The organism is Mycobacterium sp. D16R24 (assembly GCF_002013385.1).
Lineage (GTDB): Bacteria > Actinomycetota > Actinomycetes > Mycobacteriales > Mycobacteriaceae > Mycobacterium.
On the sequence record NZ_MAEV01000001.1, the window covers coordinates 1 to 17,889 of the forward strand.

The 17,889-nt window shown below is 64.1% G+C and carries 13 protein-coding genes; 8 read left to right on the plus strand and 5 right to left on the minus strand.

The window, feature by feature from the left end; all coding sequences use genetic code 11:
* The first annotated feature begins 691 nt into the window (after positions 1–691).
* Both B4383_RS00005 and B4383_RS26105 read left to right on the plus strand, forming a co-directional pair.
* The gene (locus tag B4383_RS00005) at positions 692–1,303 is read left to right on the plus strand and encodes an MspA family porin (RefSeq protein WP_078287802.1); all 612 of its coding nucleotides are present in this window, start codon (positions 692–694) and stop codon (positions 1,301–1,303) included.
* 523 nt (positions 1,304–1,826) lie between these two features.
* Positions 1,827–2,486: a hypothetical protein gene (locus B4383_RS26105; RefSeq protein ID WP_139360455.1), complete on the plus strand. Its 660-nt coding sequence runs from the start codon at positions 1,827–1,829 to the stop codon at positions 2,484–2,486.
* 302 nt (positions 2,487–2,788) lie between these two features.
* On the opposite strand, the gene car is transcribed toward B4383_RS26105, so the two are convergent.
* From car to B4383_RS00030, 4 genes are all read right to left on the minus strand, one after another.
* Entirely contained in the window at positions 2,789–6,205 is a 3,417-nt protein-coding gene (car, locus tag B4383_RS00015) for a carboxylic acid reductase (protein ID WP_286150507.1), read from the minus strand.
* A 172-nt stretch (positions 6,206–6,377) separates the two neighbouring features.
* Positions 6,378–7,622, minus strand: coding sequence for a glycosyltransferase family 4 protein (locus B4383_RS00020; protein ID WP_078287421.1), 1,245 nt, complete (start codon positions 7,620–7,622; stop codon positions 6,378–6,380).
* Positions 7,623–7,650: 28 nt separating this feature from the next.
* On the minus strand, positions 7,651–9,174 hold the full coding sequence (locus B4383_RS00025; RefSeq protein ID WP_176126615.1) for a glycoside hydrolase family 57 protein: 1,524 nt from the start codon (positions 9,172–9,174) through the stop codon (positions 7,651–7,653).
* Positions 9,175–9,217: 43 nt separating this feature from the next.
* Positions 9,218–10,006, minus strand: coding sequence for a class I SAM-dependent methyltransferase (locus tag B4383_RS00030; protein ID WP_078287423.1), 789 nt, complete (start codon positions 10,004–10,006; stop codon positions 9,218–9,220).
* Positions 10,007–10,244: 238 nt separating this feature from the next.
* Here B4383_RS00030 and B4383_RS00035 point away from each other — a divergent pair, with 238 nt between their 5' ends.
* From B4383_RS00035 to B4383_RS00045, 3 genes are read left to right on the plus strand one after another with little or no spacing between them, the layout of a single operon-like run.
* Positions 10,245–11,036 (plus strand): electron transfer flavoprotein subunit beta/FixA family protein, encoded by a 792-nt coding sequence (locus tag B4383_RS00035; protein ID WP_078287424.1) that lies wholly within the window; start codon positions 10,245–10,247, stop codon positions 11,034–11,036.
* Positions 11,037–11,070: 34 nt separating this feature from the next.
* On the plus strand, positions 11,071–12,027 hold the full coding sequence (locus B4383_RS00040; protein ID WP_078287425.1) for an electron transfer flavoprotein subunit alpha/FixB family protein: 957 nt from the start codon (positions 11,071–11,073) through the stop codon (positions 12,025–12,027).
* 8 nt (positions 12,028–12,035) lie between these two features.
* Positions 12,036–12,806, plus strand: a complete 771-nt coding sequence (locus B4383_RS00045) for a hypothetical protein (protein WP_139360456.1) — start codon at positions 12,036–12,038, stop codon at positions 12,804–12,806.
* On the opposite strand, the gene B4383_RS00050 is transcribed toward B4383_RS00045, so the two are convergent.
* On the minus strand, positions 12,803–15,643 hold the full coding sequence (locus tag B4383_RS00050) for a LuxR family transcriptional regulator (protein ID WP_078287427.1): 2,841 nt from the start codon (positions 15,641–15,643) through the stop codon (positions 12,803–12,805). The genes B4383_RS00045 and B4383_RS00050 overlap by 4 nt on opposite strands.
* A gap of 83 nt (positions 15,644–15,726) precedes the next feature.
* On the opposite strand from B4383_RS00050, the gene B4383_RS00055 reads away from it, so the two are divergent.
* The 3 genes from B4383_RS00055 to B4383_RS00065 all read left to right on the plus strand — a co-directional run bounded on the left by B4383_RS00055 (position 15,727) and on the right by B4383_RS00065 (position 17,888).
* Entirely contained in the window at positions 15,727–16,470 is a 744-nt protein-coding gene (locus tag B4383_RS00055) for an SDR family oxidoreductase (RefSeq protein ID WP_078287428.1), read from the plus strand.
* 17 nt (positions 16,471–16,487) lie between these two features.
* Complete coding sequence (locus tag B4383_RS00060) at positions 16,488–16,868, plus strand: cupin domain-containing protein (protein WP_286143938.1); 381 nt, start codon at positions 16,488–16,490, stop codon at positions 16,866–16,868.
* A 144-nt stretch (positions 16,869–17,012) separates the two neighbouring features.
* A complete protein-coding gene (locus tag B4383_RS00065; RefSeq protein WP_078287429.1) occupies positions 17,013–17,888 on the plus strand; it encodes a GNAT family N-acyltransferase in 876 nt (291 codons plus the stop codon).
* Position 17,889: the final 1 nt, after the last annotated feature.

Here is a 17,889-nt window from a genome sequence, read left to right on the forward strand (position 1 = left end):
AGTTTAGCCTCGCTGCCACTGCGACGAAGCAGCGCAAGTCGTGTATCTCGAGGCCTCTTACATCCACGTTGCCGATTATATCCAAGTAAGGGATGGACAATTTTGCGGGCTCTGGCCATGAGTATCGATGAGGGCGCGGATCGATTGATCACGTACCTCAATATTGGAGCGTCGGGAATGATCCGCCGACTGCTTGGAGGTATCAAACTGAATCGCACGCAATGTTGTTTGCTAAGTAATGACTATTGCTCAGAAAGCAATAGTCATTTTATCGAGGGCGTTGCTGTGTGGCGATCAGTGTAATGGTCATTGACCTGTAATAACGCCATCTACCAGCTATCTCCAAGCAATCATGAATCGAGCATCTATGATCCTTGTCACACACCAATAATTTGCGGCCGTTATATTTGCTATATATCGTCCTCGCCAGTTGCCTGATGGATGAACCGCGAAGTGCAAGACGGTGATACTGCGCGCTTCAAACATGTTGTAGGTGCTTCATGGGGGGCAACGGACATGTTTTCATTTTGAGTTGCCGTGCATTTAGGTTATGTGAAGAGTTTTTCTAGTCGAGAATTTCGGAAAGGTGACGGGAAAGGTGACGATGAATCCGCTAAAGAATTCAACTCGGCGATGGGGATCGGCGCACACGGCTATCCGGGCGGTTTCGGGCCTCTTCGCGGTGTTGGCGATGCTCTCCACGAGCGCTGTGGCTGCGAATGCGCAGGGTCTGCCTGACTCGAATTTGCTTGATCGGACCGAAGATGGCTGGGGCATTGAAGTAAGCACTCTCGACGAGGAAGTTAACCCAGTTCCGAATCTGGCTGCGACGGCGTTTTCGAGGGAAGCATTCGTGCAGTTCACGGGTGTTGGAAAGATTAACGGTCAGGGAAGCAACCCCGTGACCTCAGCATCGCTCACCATCGGCTACCAGATGGGATGCCAGATCGATCTAAGTCAGGGCATCACTTTGGGTGGGAGTGTAGGTGCTGGCGTGGGCGGTGGAGTCGGCGGGATCTTCGGTGGGCCGGGGCCGTTTGGTGCGGGCTTCGGCGCAGTGGGCGCGGGTGCGGGCATCAATGGAGGGTTGCAGTTCACATTGCGACCCGGCGGAATTGTCGCTATTCCGATGGACAGTATGGCTCTCAGAGGCAGTGAGGCGCGGTTGCGGGTGCGGAACATGCATATCAAGATCGACGCATGCGGAGGCCCGGTCACCGTTCGGTCTTTCACGCTGCTGAGTATCACGACCGATTTCACGCACTCCTCGTTGGCAACTTATGGCGAGCCCATTCAGATCTAGTGTGGGCAAGCCTTTGGTCGCCAGAAGTTCAATTCCTGTAATGCGATTAGGAGCACTATGCACAAGCTAGTAGCGAGGTCGGCGTTCGCGGTTATGTCGGTGAGCTTGGTTGGATTAGGGGTTGGTTCGGCGCTCGCTCACGCGGACCCGATACCAGCGCCTGCACCGGCGCCAGCGCCCAATCCATATCTCAATCCGTACAATTCCAGCGCGCCTGGGGCGGCGATTTATGGCGAGATGAGCCCATATGCCGGGGGGCGGGCTCCCGGTGTTAGCTCGCCGCAGCCCGGCATCGTGCCGGGATACGTGCCCGGTGGTTTGGGTCCGCTGGCTAGCGAAATCAGCACGGGGTCAAGCGGATATCGTCCGGGGACGAATGCAACCCTTCCGGGATACATGACAGGTCTTCCTATGCCCGACTTCCCCGCGAATCACATTCAGGCACCGCCGCTAAAGCTCCCGGGCAACTAATATGCAGCACGCAGGCCGGTTGAGTCAGATATTGGCCCACACCGTCCGTTGCATGGCGGTGTGTGTGGTTTCGCTTGCCTTAGGTGGTGTCCAGGTAGGGATTGGAGGCAACGTGGCCAAAGCGTCGTCTCCAGCCCTCCGCGACTTGTCTGGCTGGTTGGCTGATCCACCGATCGATCCTCTACCGGACCCTAGTCCCGGACTGTTTCCTCCGGGAGGCTCGGCAACGCCGCGCGCCGAAGATGCTCCGGGCCAGCTACCGGCGCCTGTATCACCGGCGCCAGTTGATGATTCTGGTGCGCCACCGGCACCGGCTGACACTCGACCCGATGATCCGGCTTCGCCGCAGGATTGCCAGATCATTCGGTCCGCGTCCGGGAGAATCGACGCATTGGCGATCAGGATCGCTCCCGCCTCGGATCCTTTTCCAACGAAGGAATCAGGGGAGCTGGTTGTCGAGAGCGATCTTCGGTTGTTCAATAGCATCGTCAGCTTGGCGGTGAGCGCTAGTGTGAACCTTGAGAATGCCCGCGAGAAGAACAAGTTTGAAATGTTCAAAAACACGGTGATCGCGATGAGCACGCTGTACACCGAACGCCGCAGTCAGGACCTCACCAAGCCAGCCACTGCGGAATGGGCGGCTCGTCTGGCACAGCTTCTGGATTCTTGGTCCAAGGCCTACGCTCTGATCTTGAACAGCTGTTATATCTGATGTGGTGGGTGGCCTTTCATCACGAAACGCCAGATCATCCGAGTTCGGGCCGGCGGGCTGGGCTACGACAGGCGTGGCATGCACTGACCCTAAGTCCCGCTGGCGGCTTTGCGTTCGAATGGTTGCACGGGAACGAACATGGCATCGAAATAGAGTGATCGAAGATCTGTTCGCAATGATGGATGACCAGCGGGCCACCACCACCACACTTCTGAAGATCGGCCTGCAAGTCACCAGCCGAGCTGTTCACGAGTCGCTTTAACGACGCGCTCACCGTTCAGCTGATCGGGCCGCGTACGCGTTCAGAGCAACCCGTGCGCGCGCAGATCCGATATGTACTTGGAGATGAGCGCGCGGTCGAGATGTGGAATGTCGGCGCTGTCGCAGTCGCTCCCGATCTTGTAGTCCTGCACTGCTTTCCGGAACATGTCGGTAGGTATATCGGCGCCGCGCCGCGGGTGGCCCGGCGCCCGATAGGCGTCCAGGAGGGGTAGTACTGAGCTGCGCCGCAGTTCGTCCGGCAGGCCCCGTAGCGCCGTCTCGAAGCGAGATAGCCATTCGGCGTAGTCGTCGATGATGTCGATGGCGTGACCGTCTTCGATAAGCCAGTCGACGAAGGTGTCCACGGATATGCCGTCGTCGTGTGGGTTCATGACGTCGTACGACCGGAATCCCTCGGAGTTGGCCAGACCCAAGGTGGTGATTGCCTCGGCGACGAAATCTACCGGCAGCCCTTCGTAATGCGCTCGTGGACGGTCTCCGTCGGAGCTTCCCTGGTAGAAGCTGCGCGGTGCGATTCCGGTGAGTACGAGGCTCAGCAGCATGCGGGTAAAGGCATCGGTGACGTTGAGCTGACCGCTATACAGGCGGTGGGTAAGGATCATGTCGGAGCGAAAGACGCTGGCCGGCAGGCCACACAAATCGTGTGCCTCCCGCAGCAGCACCTCGCCGGCCCACTTGCTGTTGGCATAACCGTTGGCGTAACTCGCGCCGATATGGCGAGTCGGGCTGACCGTGCGAATATCGCCGTCCTCGTCGAAGTCGGGCACCGCCATGGCGACTGCCATTGTCGATAGGTAGGTCACCGGCTTCATTCGCGTGGTCAGTGCCAGACGGATAACCTCCGCCGTGCCAAAGACATTGGGACCGAACAGCTGGTTATAGGGGAGCACGTGGTTCACCAGTGCCGCCGGATGGACGATCTTGTCGACCTCGCGGGCCAGTTGCTCCCACGTCGCGTCATCTACCCCGAGGCGAGGCTGGGCGATATCGGCGGCGACTACTCGCAGATGGCGCCGAGCCAACGCACGGAATTCGTCGAGCAGTGCCTGGTCGGTATCGCCGTATGCGGCCTCGAGACGAGCGAGGGCGTCGCCGTTGTCGTCACCGCGGACCAGGCAGATCAGTTGTCCATCGGACTGTGCCAACCGCTGCAGCCACTCCAGGCACAGGAATCTTCCGAGATACCCGTTGGCGCCGGTGAGTAGCACCGTGTTCACGGCGCCGGAGGGCGCGGCAAGTATGGAGGCGTTGCCGAGCGTCTCGGCGTCGATGAACTTGTCGAGCGTGAGTTCACTGGCGTTGATGACGGCCACGTCCGGCCCGTGCACGCTGGTCGCCGTGGCAATGTTGCTCTCACGCGCAGCCTCGATGTAAGCGGCGAGCTTGCGCAGATCAGCTGCGGGACCGGTGATCACACCAACCGGTACTTCGACGTCGAACAGATCGCGCAGCAGGTTGGAAAAGGTCAACGCCGACAGCGAGTCTCCGCCGAGATCGATGAAGTGATGGTCGGGACGCACCGCGTCCGAGGACATGCCGAGCAGTGCCTGGGCGGCCTCGGTGACGGTCTCGATGACCGGTCGCTGCTGTGCGGTATCGCGCAGCAGCCGTAGCTCTTGGACGCGGGCCTCGGCGAGGTCGGCATAGAGCTGTTCAAGCCGACCGCCGTAGTGCTCGATCATCTTGGGCCGTATCGGTTTACCTACGGCCGCGAGCATGCCGCTCTCGATCGTGAACGGGGTGGTTTCGATGATGAAGTCGGCCGGAAGTTCGTACGAGTGCAGATGGTTGGCGCGGGCGGTCCGCTGTAGCGACTCCCGGATCGAGTTCTTCATGTCGATGGGCGAATTGGTGTAACGCTGCAGTGCCTCTTCGGTGGGCACGATGACCGCCAACAGGTACGCGCGTTCGCTGTTGCCGTAGACGAAGATCTGGCGAACCAGCGGTGCGCCGACGTACACCGTCTCCAGGTTGGCCACCGCGACGAACTCGCCTTGGGCGAGCTTGATGACGTTGTTGCGCCTGTCCACGTACACCAGCTCGTCGGGCGCGATCTCGGCCATGACGTCACCGGTCCGGTAATAGCCGTCGGCGTCGAACACCTCGGCGGTGACATCGGGACGCTTGTAGTACCCGGGCGTCGCGGTGGCGCTCTTGACCAGCAATTCGCCACGGGGATGGGGCTTATCGGTGGTGTAGTACCCCAACTCGGGGACGTCGACGAGTTTGTAGTCGAGTACCGGCGGGCGGGAGATCTTGCCATCGCGGAACACGCCGCCCACCTCGGTCAAGCCATACAGATCGAGTAGGTGGAAGTTGAGGGAGGACTCCAGGAAGGTCTTCATTTCGGGGGACAGCGGCGCCGTGGCGAGCATGCCCGCGACCACGCGCCCACCGAGAACGTCTTCGCGCAGCTCGGTTTTGGCCGTGCGATCGGCAGACGCTGCATCGGCTCCTGCGGCCGTGAGTGCGTCGACACGGGTTTGGTAATGCTGGAAGAGCATGTCGACCACTCGCGGCACCACGCCCATGTGGGTGGGGCGTGCCAGCTGCCAGTCCTCGAAGAGTGTGGATAAATCGCTCTCCGGAACGAAGTAACACGTGCCGCCGGGAATGAAGGCGGTCAGTAGCCCCACTCGGCCTGCGAGGTGGTTGAGCGGCAGGAAGTTGACGTTGATGATCGGGGTGTCCCGGTTGGGTGCCGCACCCGAGGACCAGAAACGGGTCACCGTCCACTCGGTGAACGTCGCGCCCTTGGGCGCGCCGGTACTGCCAGAGGTGTACATGATCAGCGCCGTGCGCTGATCATCGCCGGCCGTGTACAGCACGGGCTCGGGCAGCCGTCGTCCCTTCGCGATGACTTCCGCGAGTGACTCGACAACGACCTTCATGCCGGCTTCCTGTAGGCGGCCCCTTGCCGCGGCGAGCTTTTCGCGATGATCATCGGTGTCGGGCCGGTAGTCGAATACCACCACCCGCCGCAGATCTGTAAGCCCGAGTGCTGCCTCCACCGCGAGATCGAGACTGTCCGCGCTCGCCGCCACCAGCCGAGGACTGGTCTCCTCCAGCATCATGCGCAGCTGGGCCACTGATGCGTTGTGTTGCAGCGGAATCGACACTGACCCGTTCATGAGCGTGGCAAGGTCGAGGGTGACGTAGTCGGGGCTGGAGAAGCCGATGGTGGCAACGAAGTCGTCGGCACCCACGGCGTTGGGGCCGTGCTGCCACTCGGCGAGAATGGCTGAGATGTTCTCGCGGAGCTCTCCGTAGGTGATCGTCTGGAAGGCGGGGAGCAGCCGATCGACCGTGCGGCCGGTGGCGGGGTCGACGACCGATTCGCGGGACCGGAAACCCATGACCGGCCGGTCGGCGTAGCCGGTCAGTAGAGCGTGCAGTACCTGCGACAACCGCAGTCCGGGTACCAGCAGGGAATCCATCACCTCAGGGTCGGGAATGGCCGCCTGGAACTGGGGGTCGGACTCGACCAGCTTCGCCGCCAGTGCCGCCGCATCGGTCACGGTGTGAGTCCCTTCTCTCGCTGAACAGACATGCATCGCACAGGTGTCTCAGGATTTTGCGTGCAACAGTTGTCTGCTCGCGGAATGGAGGTTAGCGGTCTGGCAGCGGACGCTCGACGATAACGCTGCGGCCCAACGGCTCCCGTTCCCGGCGTTTGGCGGCCAAGTAAACCTGAGCTGTTTCGTCGGCTACGGTGGCCCAGTCGAAGTCCGCGGTGAGCCGGGCCCGTGCCGCCACGGCCCGCTCGGCGGCAGCGGCCGGGTCATCGAGGGTGCGTTTGACCGCATCGGCGATGCCTGCCACATCGCGTGGGGCGAAGGACAATCCGGTCTCGCAGTCGATGACGGCTTCGCCCAGCCCGCCGACGGTCGAGGTCACCAGGGGAGTACCGGCGGCCGCGGCCTCCAGCGCCACGATGCCGAACGGCTCGTAATGGCTGGGCAACAAGATGGCGTCCGCGCGATGCAGCCACTGCAACAGACCCTCGTGGTCCAGGTTGCCCAGGAACTGAACGGACTTGACGACCTTATGCTTGCGCGCCTGTTCGAGGAGCCAATCCTGCTGCGTGCCATCACCCGCGACCACCAACACCGTTCCCGGGTGCGAGCGGCGAATCTTGGGCAGCGCCGCGATAGCGTCGTGGATGCCCTTCTCGTACTCGAGCCGTCCGACGAAAAGCAGCACCGGAGCGGACCCATCAGAGGGCAGTCGGGGAGCGAACACCCAACGGGTGACATCGATTCCGTTGCGGATGACGTGAACCTGCGGCAGTTCGGGCCCGAACAGCTGAGTTACCTCATCGAGCATCGAGGCCGAGCACGTGATCAGCGAGTCGGATTCGCGGGCCAACCACCATTCCACCGAATGCACCTGCCGGCTGATGCGTCCGGATACCCAGCCGCCGTGCCGGCCGGCCTCGGTGGCGTGCAGCGTCGACACCAGCGGCACGTCGAAGTGCTCGGCCAGGGCGATCGCCGGGTGGGCCACCAGCCAGTCGTGTGCATGGACGACATCGGGCCGCCAATCGCCGGACCCCTTGAAGCCCAAGGCCAGTCCGGCGCGGACCATCGCATGCCCCATGGCCAGTGTCCAGGCCATCATGTCGGTGCCGAAGTCGAAATCGTGTGGATCCTCGGCGGCCGCGACCACCCGGACACCTTCGGAAATCTCGTCGGATGTCGGGTGGCTCGCCGGGTCTGTGCCTGACGGGCGACGGGTGAGCACCACCACGTCGTGCCCGGCCGCGGCCAGCTCGGTCGACAGGTGATGCACATGCCGGCCCAGCCCGCCGATAACCACGGGTGGGTACTCCCACGAGACCATCAGGATTCTCATTGATGAGCCTCTCGGGCGAAGATCGTGTTCATCGTGGCAGCCTCCGAGCATCAAGCGCGCCGAACAGCCCGTCCGCACGGTTCCAGCCGTCCGCCAACCGGATCGCCGCATCGTGCCGTCCGCCGGCCAGCGCGTCGGCAATCTCACGGGTGGCGTGTGCGTGCAGATGAGCGCGATAACGCGCGTAATCGGCGGCCGAATCCTTACTGACCATGAACGGCCAGTCGCTGGACACCGTCAGCAGTGCCTCGCGCAGGATCTGATCGGCCACCCGATTCCGGGTATGGGGCGCCGGTTGTTCATCCAGGGCCTTGTCCACCGCGGTGAGTGCGGTGTCGACCACCTCGTTGTTCAGCTGTACGAGGTCGGCCACCTTCTCGCCGTTCCACACATGCCAGTCCTTACCGGAACCCCATGAGCTGGCAGGTAAGTCGAAGGGCTTGCCCACGTAGCCCTGTTCACGGGCCTGTTCCAGGGTGCCCACATGGATACCGGCCTCGGGCAGGGCGCGCAGCACACGCTCGAGCCACATCGGCCCCTCGTACCACCAATGGCCGAACAGTTCGGTGTCGAAGGCGGCGATGACATGCGCGGGCCGCCCGATGCGGTCGGACTCGGCGATGAGGCGCTGGCGCACGGTATCCACGAAGTCGCGGACGTGGACGTCGATCGCGGCATCGGCACGCTCAGGGTCGTACGGCGCCTTGGCTTCCGGAGCCACGTTGCGCCCGGTGACCCGGGCGGGTTTGAGGCCGGTGTCGTGGTCATAGGTGTGGAAGTCGCGGTATGCGGCATGACCGGGATATCCGGACTTGGGTGACCACACGCGATAACTCACCGTCAGATCGCGGCCGAACGCGACCACATCGGAGTCGCCCACGGGGCGGCCCAGTGAGGTATCACCCTGAAGGGACGGACCATCCACCATGAAGTGGTTGACCCCGGCGGCCGCGTAGCCCTCCTCCATGCCCGGGGCGTAGGCGCATTCGGGCGCCCAGATGCCGGAGGGTGCATGGCCGAAACGCTGTGCGGCATCGGCCAGCCCCTCGCGCAGCGCGAATTCGCGCAGCCGGGGGTGCAGCAGCGGCTGGAACGGGTGTGCGAGCGGGCCGCCCAGCAGTTCAATGGCTTTCGCGTCGATGAGGCCGCGCAGCGGGCCGCTGCCGCCGTGGCGCCAGTACCGGTCGAATTCGTCGAGGGCGTCTGTGGCACTGCGGTATTCGCGAACGCCAAAGGCCCGCAACATCTCCGGGCTCGAAGCAGTGCCGGGCTCTGCGTCGGTGCTCGTGATGGTGGCCGCCTCAAAGGCGCGTAACTGCCAGTTGGCCAGCCAGCTGTGCAGCCCGGTCAGGCAGTGTGGGTCGTCGAGCTGCGCGGCTACCACCGGGGTGATGCCGAGGGTGATCAGGCTCTCCCGGCCCTCGGCCGCCAGTGTCCGCAGCACCTTGAACAACGGCAGATACGAAGCCGACCAGGATTGGTATAGCCATTCCTCGCCGACCGGCCAGCGACCGTGATTGGCAAGCCACGGCAGGTGCGTGTGCAGCACCATGGTGAACAGGCCTGGAATAGGCTTCTTCGACTCCGTCACGCGATCACCGGTCTATCACCGCTATTGAAACCAGATCCAGACTCTGGTCAATGTCGCGTTCCGCCGCATCGATAATCTCGAAATCCTCGGTGGTCAAACCTGTGATGTCCGCGAGCAGATCCTGCGGCCACGGCGCGCCGGCGACCGCGCGCTCGATCTGCGCGTTGATGATCGAACCGCCGTACTTGGCGTCGAGCTCGCTAAGTCGTGGTCCGTGAAACACGCCATTCATCGACTGCACCGAAAAGCCGTTGTCTACAAGGAGTTCGGTGAGCTCGGCGGCATTCAGCTCGCGGGTGTGGAACGGATTCAGCGGGGTATCGCGCCCGGGGGAGAAGGTGATGCGATTCGGGGTGCTGATCAGCAGCGAGCCACCGGGGCTGAGCACACGCGCGCACTCACGGATGAACTGGCCCTGATCCCACAGGTGCTCGATGACCTGGAAGTTCACCACCACATCCACGGCGCCGCCGGCCAGCGGCAGGTCTGCCAGGTTTCCGGCGCGCATATCCACGCGGGGATAACGAGCCTTCACATGCGCGATCGCGGACTCGTCGTAGTCCAGACCGATGACGTGCCCGGCCACTCTGGCCAGCATGTTGGCGCCGTAGCCCTCACCGCTGCCGGCCTCCAACACCCTGCGGCCCGCACAGAGGTTACTGAGCCGCTCGTACACCACTTCGTGGCGGCGGAACCAGTAGTTCTCCTCGGCGATCCCGGGCACGGTCCGCTCCCCGGTCAGCGCCAGGGCGTCCGGGTCATCGGTGGGCGGGTCGGTCAGGTGCGAGTTCATCGTTTGGCAGGCTATCGGGTGAACACCGTGTCTTAATACTGGTGGCCCAGATCACAGGCCGGAAACCAGGAGTGAACCGGTTATGGTGTACGGGCGAACTCCGTATATTACCCGTGAGTAACTTTGTTCGCCGGATTAGTCACGAAACGTGACAGTGCGACCGGCGTAGTACGGGCGCGCACGGAACTACCACGTAGATAGCTAGCAGACAGCGAAGAGGAAGGATGATCGGAGACTTATGACGAATATCGCGGTCCTGATCAAGCAGGTCCCAGACACCTGGTCAGAGCGCAAGCTCACCGACGGTGACTTCACGCTCGACCGGGAAGCCGCCGACGCGGTGCTCGACGAGATCAACGAGCGTGCCGTCGAGGAAGCGCTGCTCATCAAGGAGCGCGAGGGTGGCGACTCGGTCGTGACCGTCGTCTCGGCGGGTCCGGAAAAGGCCGCCGAGGCCATCCGTAAGGCTCTGTCCATGGGTGCCGACAAGGCAGTTCACCTGCTCGACCCGAGCCTGCACGGGTCCGATGCCATCCAGACCGGCTGGGCCCTGGCCCGCGCGCTGGGTCAGGTCGAGGGTGTCGAGCTGGTCATCGCCGGTAACGAGGCCACCGACGGCCGTTCGGGCGCCATCCCCGCGATCATCGCCGAGTACCTGGGTCTTCCGCAGCTGACGCACCTGCGCAAGCTGACCGTCGAGGGCGGCGTCGTCAAGGGTGAGCGCGAGACCGATGAGGGCGTCTTCGAGGTCGAGGCGACTCTGCCGGCGATCGTCAGCGTCACCGAGAAGATCAACGAGCCGCGCTTCCCCTCCTTCAAGGGCATCATGGCCGCCAAGAAGAAGGAAGTCGCCGTACTGACCCTCGCCGAGATCGGGGTTGAGGCTGACGAGGTGGGTGTCGCGAACGCCGGTTCGACCGTGCTGTCCTCGACCCCCAAGGCCGCCAAGACCGCGGGCGAGAAGATCACCGACGAGGGCGAGGGTGGCTCCAAGGTCGCCGAGTTCCTGGTTGCGCAAAAGATCATCTAAGACCCCCTAAATACAGAAACGAGAAAGCAAAGTTATGGCTGAAGTACTTGTGCTCGTTGAGCATTCAGAGGGCGCACTGAAGAAGGTGAGTGCCGAGCTCATTACCGCTGCCCGCGTCCTGGGCGAGCCCTCGGCCGTGGTTGCCGGTCCTGCCGGCACCGCCGCCCCGCTGATCGACGGTCTCAAGGAGGCCGGCGCCGCCAAGATCTACGTCGCCGAGTCCGACGTCGTCGACAACTATCTGGTGACCCCCAAGGTCGACCTGCTGGCCAGCCTGGCCGAGACCGCCAGCCCCGCCGGCATCCTGATCGCCGCGACCACCGAGGGCAAGGAGGTGGCCGGTCGGCTGGCCGCACGCCTGGGCTCAGGCCTGCTGACCGATGTGATCGAGGTGCGCGAGGGCGGCAAGGCCCTGCACTCGATCTTCGGTGGCGCGTTCTCCGTCGAGGCCCAGGCCAACGGCGATGCCCCGGTCATCACCGTGCGTCCGGGTGCCGTCGAGGCCGCACCGGCCGCCGGTGCGGGTGAGCAGGTTGCCGTCGAGGTGCCCGCACCCGCCGAGAACGCCACCAAGGTCACCTCGCGCCAGCCTGTGGTCGGTGGAGATCGTCCAGAGCTCACCGAGGCCAACATCGTCGTGTCCGGCGGTCGTGGTGTCGGTAGCGCTGACAAGTTCAGCGTGGTCGAGGAGCTCGCCGATTCGCTGGGTGCCGCTGTCGGTGCCTCGCGTGCCGCGGTCGACTCCGGCTACTACCCGGGCCAGTTCCAGGTGGGCCAGACCGGCAAGACCGTGTCGCCGCAGCTGTACGTCGCGCTGGGTATCTCGGGTGCTATCCAGCACCGCGCCGGGATGCAGACCTCGAAGACCATCGTCGCGGTCAACAAGGACGAGGAAGCCCCGATCTTCGAGATCGCCGACTTCGGTGTGGTGGGCGACCTGTTCAACGTCGCACCGCAGCTCACCGAGGCCGTGAAGGCTCGCAAGGGCTAAACCACCCCATGCAGCCCTGGAGCCGCCCCGCCGGCGACATCCAACCTCAGGGGGCGGCTTACGGTACGCCACTGGACTATCCGGAGCCTCGACCACCGCGTCGAGTGCCCTGGATAGTCCTTTCGGCGTTTTTGGGCCTCCTCGTCGTGGGGCTGGTGGTTGCCGTCGTCGCCGTCGGCTCTCAGCGCAGCATCGTGGGTGTGGCCGTCATGGCCCCGGGAGAGTCCCCGATGACCCGGATGTCGGCGCCTCCCGCGCCGACGTCGGGGGTGATCCCTCCTCCCAACGGGTCCATAGGGCCACTCGGCGGCGCGACGTACGGGCCGGGCGAGAAACTCCAGCCCATCTCGATGCCCACCTACGTGCCGTTCAATTTCAACCTGCCCGCGGGGTGGGGGTGCATGCACACCGAGAACAAACCACTGGATAAGCGCGTCACCTGTATGGACGAGGCCAACAAGGGCGGAGCGGCCGGCTGGATCGGGTCGAATCGGTGTGCGGACGGGTGCGGGAAGTCCACGCAGGACAAGGTGCGCGCGAAACTGCCGGTCGATGTGCAGTCCTGGAAGCCGATCGACGATGCCACGTCGTACGCGCGGATGACGGGCACCCTCGGAAACGGTATGCGTGTGGTCCGCATCGCGATGACATGTGCCTTCGCTTCGACCTCCGGCGGATCGCGCGACACCCTGGCGGTGGCCATGCTCACCGGGCCGCCCGAGACCGAGGACACCCTGCAGAAGATCGCGAACGAACTACGGTCGCGAATTCCGGCTTAGAGTCCGTTGCGCAGCTGCCTGCGTGAGGTGATGCCGCGCTTGGCGAAGACCTTCCGCAGATGCCACTCCACGGTGTGCGAGCTGATGAAGAGCTGAGCGGCGATCTCCTGATTGGTCAGACCCTGCCCGGCCATCCGGGCGATCTGTGCCTCCTGAGCCGTCAGTGTTTGGGCTGAGGCGGAAGATGAACTGGCGGAACGCTTCCGCACTTTCGCGCCCGTCGCGAGAAGCTCGCGCTGCGCCCTCCCGGCGAAAGCCTCGGCGCCCATACCCACGAAACTCTCGTGCGCCACGGTGAGAGCCGTGCGGGCATCGGCTCGCCGGTGGCAGCGGCGTAGCCATTCTCCGTAGATGAGGTGTGCCCGGGCCAGGTGGACGGAAATCCTTGTGCTGGATAGCCGTTCGATGGCCTCGCGGTAGCAGGCCTCCGCGTCATCGTCGACGGCGAGCAGCGCCCGGGAACGCGCCACCATGCCCACGGCCCAATCGCTATCGCCGACCAGCGCCCGCTCTTCCAGTTGGCCGAGCGCCTTGGCGGCGGTGTCCTGTTCGCCGCAGCGTGCGGCCGCCTCGATCAGTTCGGTGAGGCACCAGCAGTACAACCCGAGATCCTCGTGCTCGCAGGCCCTTCGCGTCGCGTGAAACGCGAGCTCGTAGCGACCGAGGCCGTTGTTGAGGACGCCTGCCGCATAACCCATTGCGCCGAGTAGCCTGCCCTCGCCCCTGGCCGCGCCGTCGCGCATGGCGGCATCGATCAGTGGTATCGCCTCGGGTTCCGTACCCCGCCAGGCCGCCAAGATCAACGAGTGATACCTGATCGGTGCGTGGCCTGTCGCCGCGGAGATGGCGTCGGCCTCCTGGACAAGCTCTGCGGCCGCATCGAGCTCGCCGGCGTTCACGTGCACTCCGGCGCGGTAGATCAGTGCCGACGGGAGAACCGACAACGCACCGACATCACGGGCGATTTGTACCGCACGGGTTGCTAAGTGATGACACATCTGGTCGTCCCACACCTCATGTGTGGCCGATTCGAGGGCAATGGGGAACGCCTGCCACATCCAGCTCGTATTGCCCGGACGGTCGGCCTCACGGCTGATCAGAGAGAGGGCATCCCGCAGCGTCTGGGCGCTTGCCGCCGCGCCATGGGTGATCCGCATCGCCAGGCCATCGAGCAGAAGATCGGTCGGCCGTGGGGGCTGCGACCCGGCCGGCGCCAGCCGCGCGGGTTCAGCCACCTCCACCGCGCCACCGCGCGGACAGAGCCGGCCGCCATACATGGCCGCCCCTACCGCATCCAAGTAGGTCTCCCGAGCCAGGTCGTCGTCCAGATTCTCCAAGTCCTTGGCGGCATCCAGCAGGCCGATCGCGGCGCTGGACACCGCCGTGGAGCCATCCGTGCCCACCCGGCTTTCCGCGAAGGCGATCTTCGCGCGTAGGCGGGCTGCTCGTGCCCGCGCCAGCGGATCCAGCGGGGCCACGTCTGCGATGGCGAGCAGCTCGCGGGCGGCGTCGTAGGCCGCCGCATCGTGTTTTGACTGGGCCGCGGCCAGCGCCCGTAACCCGCGTTGTGCCGGATCCGAGGTGAGTTCGGTGGCCCGCTGCAAAAAGGCCGCAGCCGCCAGGATGCCGCCCCTGGCCTGTGCGCGGTCGGCCGACTGCTCAAGTTCGGCGGCGATTGCCTCATTGGTGCCCGCCGCGGCGTGCGCGCGGTGCCATGCTCGCCGATCCGGATCGGTTACCGGATCTGTGGCCTCCGCCAGCGCGCCATGAATTCTTCTGCGTTCCAACGATTCTGCGCTTCTGTAGATGGCGGACCGCACCAATGGATGGCGAAAGCGGACCCGGGTGCCCAACTCGATCAGATCGGCGCCCTCGGCGGGTGCGAGCGCATCCATCGAGATTCCGAGCTGTTCGGACGCCCGAGCCAGTAACGCCGCATCGCCCAGCGGATCGGTCGCCGCGGTGAGGAGCAACGTCTGCGTCTCGGCGGGCAGCCGCCGGACCCGCCGCAGGAACGCTTGCTCGATATGTCCGGTCAGGCGACCGCCGTCGGGCCACCCGAATCCGCCCGCGAGTTCCTCGGTGGTCAGATCCCGCGGGAGTTCCAACAGGGCCAGCGGATTGCCGTGCGTCTCGGCGACGATGCGGTCACGAACCCGATCATCGAGGAGTCCCGGAATCGCGGAGTCCAGCAGCGCGCCGGCGTCGGCCGCCCGCAGGCCGCTCACCGTAAGCTCTGGCAGTCCGGTGAGCTCGTCGTCGGAACCACCGCGCACCGCGAAGAGCGCGGCGACCGGTTCACTGGCCAAACGCCGGGTGGCAAAGGCCAGTGTTTGCAACGAGACTCGGTCGAGCCACTGGGCGTCATCGACCACACACAGCACGGGCTGATGTTCGGCTGCCGCGGCCAGCAGACTCAATACGGCAAGTCCGATCAGAAACCGGTCGGGCGCAGGTCCGCTGCGTATCCCGAAGGCGATGTCGAGCGCCTCGCGTTGTGGACTGGGCAACGCCTCGAGGTGGCTCGACAGCGGCCCACAGAAATGTTGTAAACCGGCGAATGCGAGTTCCATCTCGGATTCGACGCCTGCGGTGCGCACGACGCGAAGTCCTTGCGCTTCTTCGATTGCGTGCGCGAGGAGCGCGGTCTTGCCTATTCCGGCTTCACCCCGTAGGACGAGTATCTGACTGGGGCCCGACCGTGCGGCCGCGATGAGCCGCCCGAGTGACGCGCACTCGGGCGCTCGACCACGCAAACGCGATCCCGGGTAACTGTTGACCAAGTGCTCCGCCGAATTCGATGAATAGGGTGGCAGTTTACCGAGCTGCCGATTCATCTCAACGACTACGTGCTTTCCAGGGTTCGAATCCCGCACCGAGCTGCGAACATTGCACGGGAGACGAGAAAGGTAATCGCAGAATGAAAATCACAGTTGTTGGTGCCACCGGCCAAATCGGTTCCCGGGTGGTTTCTTTGCTCACCGCCGACGGCCATGACGTGGTCGCGGCATCGTTGTCCTCTGGCGCGAATGTGTTGACCGGCGAGGGGTTGGTGAACGCGCTCACCGGATCGAATGTGGTTATCGACGTTGTCAATTCTCCCTCGTTCGAGGACGGGGCGGTCATGGATTTCTTCACCGCCTCGGCGCGCAATCTCGTTGACGCGGCGAACCAGACGGGCGTCGGTCACTACGTCGCGCTCTCCATCGTCGGCGCGGATGGTCTGCCGGACAGCGGATATATGAGGGCGAAAGTGGCGCAGGAGAACATCATTACCGAATCCGGATTGCCCTACACGATCGTGCGGGCCACCCAGTTCCAGGAATTTGCCGAGGCCATCACCGACACGCTCGTTGTCGGAGATGAGGTTCGCGTACCCGATGCGAGAATTCAGCTGATCGCCGTCGATGATGTGTCCGTACAGGTGGCTCATGCCGCGGAGGCCGAGCCTCGCGACGGTATCATCAACATCGGTGGGCCAGAGAAGTTTTCGTTCGCCGAGATGGCACAGGCGGTGCTTGACGCGCGCAGTGACGAGAGGCCGGTGGTGGTCGACTCCGCCGCCACCTACTTCGGGACTCCTGTGGACGACTTCAGTCTGGTCACCGGTGATGACGGCGTGCTGACCCAGACGCGATTCGCCGACTGGATGGCCCGCCGATGATGGCGAACGACGACCTGATGAGTGCACTCACGGTGCTGCAGACCGTGACGCCGCCGGTGATCCCGTCCGATGCCCACGTGATGACGGTGGAGATCGAGTGGCCGGCCGGCAGTTCCGGTACGCCACCGCATCGTCATCCAGGTGGTCCGGCGTTCGGATATGTGGTCGAGGGAGAGATGCTCTTCGAACTCGAAGGCCAAGCACCGCGGGTGGTCAAAGCCGGTGAAGCGTTCTGGGAGCCGGGAGGTGATGTCATCCATTACTCGGACGCCAACAACCGTGCGGACGCGGCGCTGCGCTTCGTGGTGACCATGATGTGCACACCCGGCGCGCCGATGTTAGTGCTGGTCGAGGAGGAGGAACTTCGGCAGCGAGCCGATGCGCGAGTGTCCGCGTAGCGTCCGTTAGCTCCGTGTTTGCCTGAGCGATTCACTGACGCAAGCATGCATTGGGTGTACTGAACGCCGCAATTAACGGATCGTGCATGGACACGACACGCTTCCGATGCCGTTCCGCCGCATAACTCCGCGAATCTCGCAGTCATGAGTACCGCTTCAGTTCTCATCGCCGCAGATCAATCCATCTCAGACGTAGCGGGGGAGGTCGGGGAAGCTCCGCCGGGTCCTCGGTACACCCTGCTGCTGTCGAACGATCCCGCCGATATCGATGCCGTGCAACGGCTTCGATACGACGTGTTCAGCAGCGAGCCGGGATTCCAGCTCGCGAGCACCCCGGCCGCGTTCGAGGGACGCGACGCCGACCGCTTCGATGAGCACTGCGATCACTTGCTAGTACGCGAGGACACCTCGGGTGATGTGGTGGGCTGCTACCGGATGCTGCCTCCGCCCGGTGCTATTGCCGCTGGCGGGCTGTACAGCGCAACGGAATTCGACATCAGTGGACTCGACTCGCTGCGTCCACAGCTGGTGGAGATGGGTCGGGCGGTAGTGCGGGGCGATCACCGCAATGGTGCGGTAGTGCTGCTGATGTGGGCCGGAATTCTGGCCTACCTGGACCGCTGCGACTACACCTACGTCACCGGATGCGTATCGGTTCCCATGCAGGACAACCCGGAGCAGGCGCCAGGTAGCCAGGTGCGTGCCGTGCGCGACTTCGTCATGAAGCGGCATGCCGCGGCGCCGGAGTACACGGTGCGCCCCTACAACCCGGTCGTTGTCGACGGGATGGGGCTCGATGACATCGCCCCGCCCGCCAAGGTGCAGGTGCCCGCACTGATGCGTGGATATCTGCGGCTGGGCGCAAAGGTTCTCGGCGAACCCGCGCACGATCCCGACTTCGGCGTGGCCGACTTCATGGCACTGCTCAACAAGGACGAAGCCGATGTGCGCTACCTCAAACGGCTGAGGTCCGTGGGGGCGGCGTCGGAAATCGGCGCGGCGGCGGCCGGCCAGGAATAGC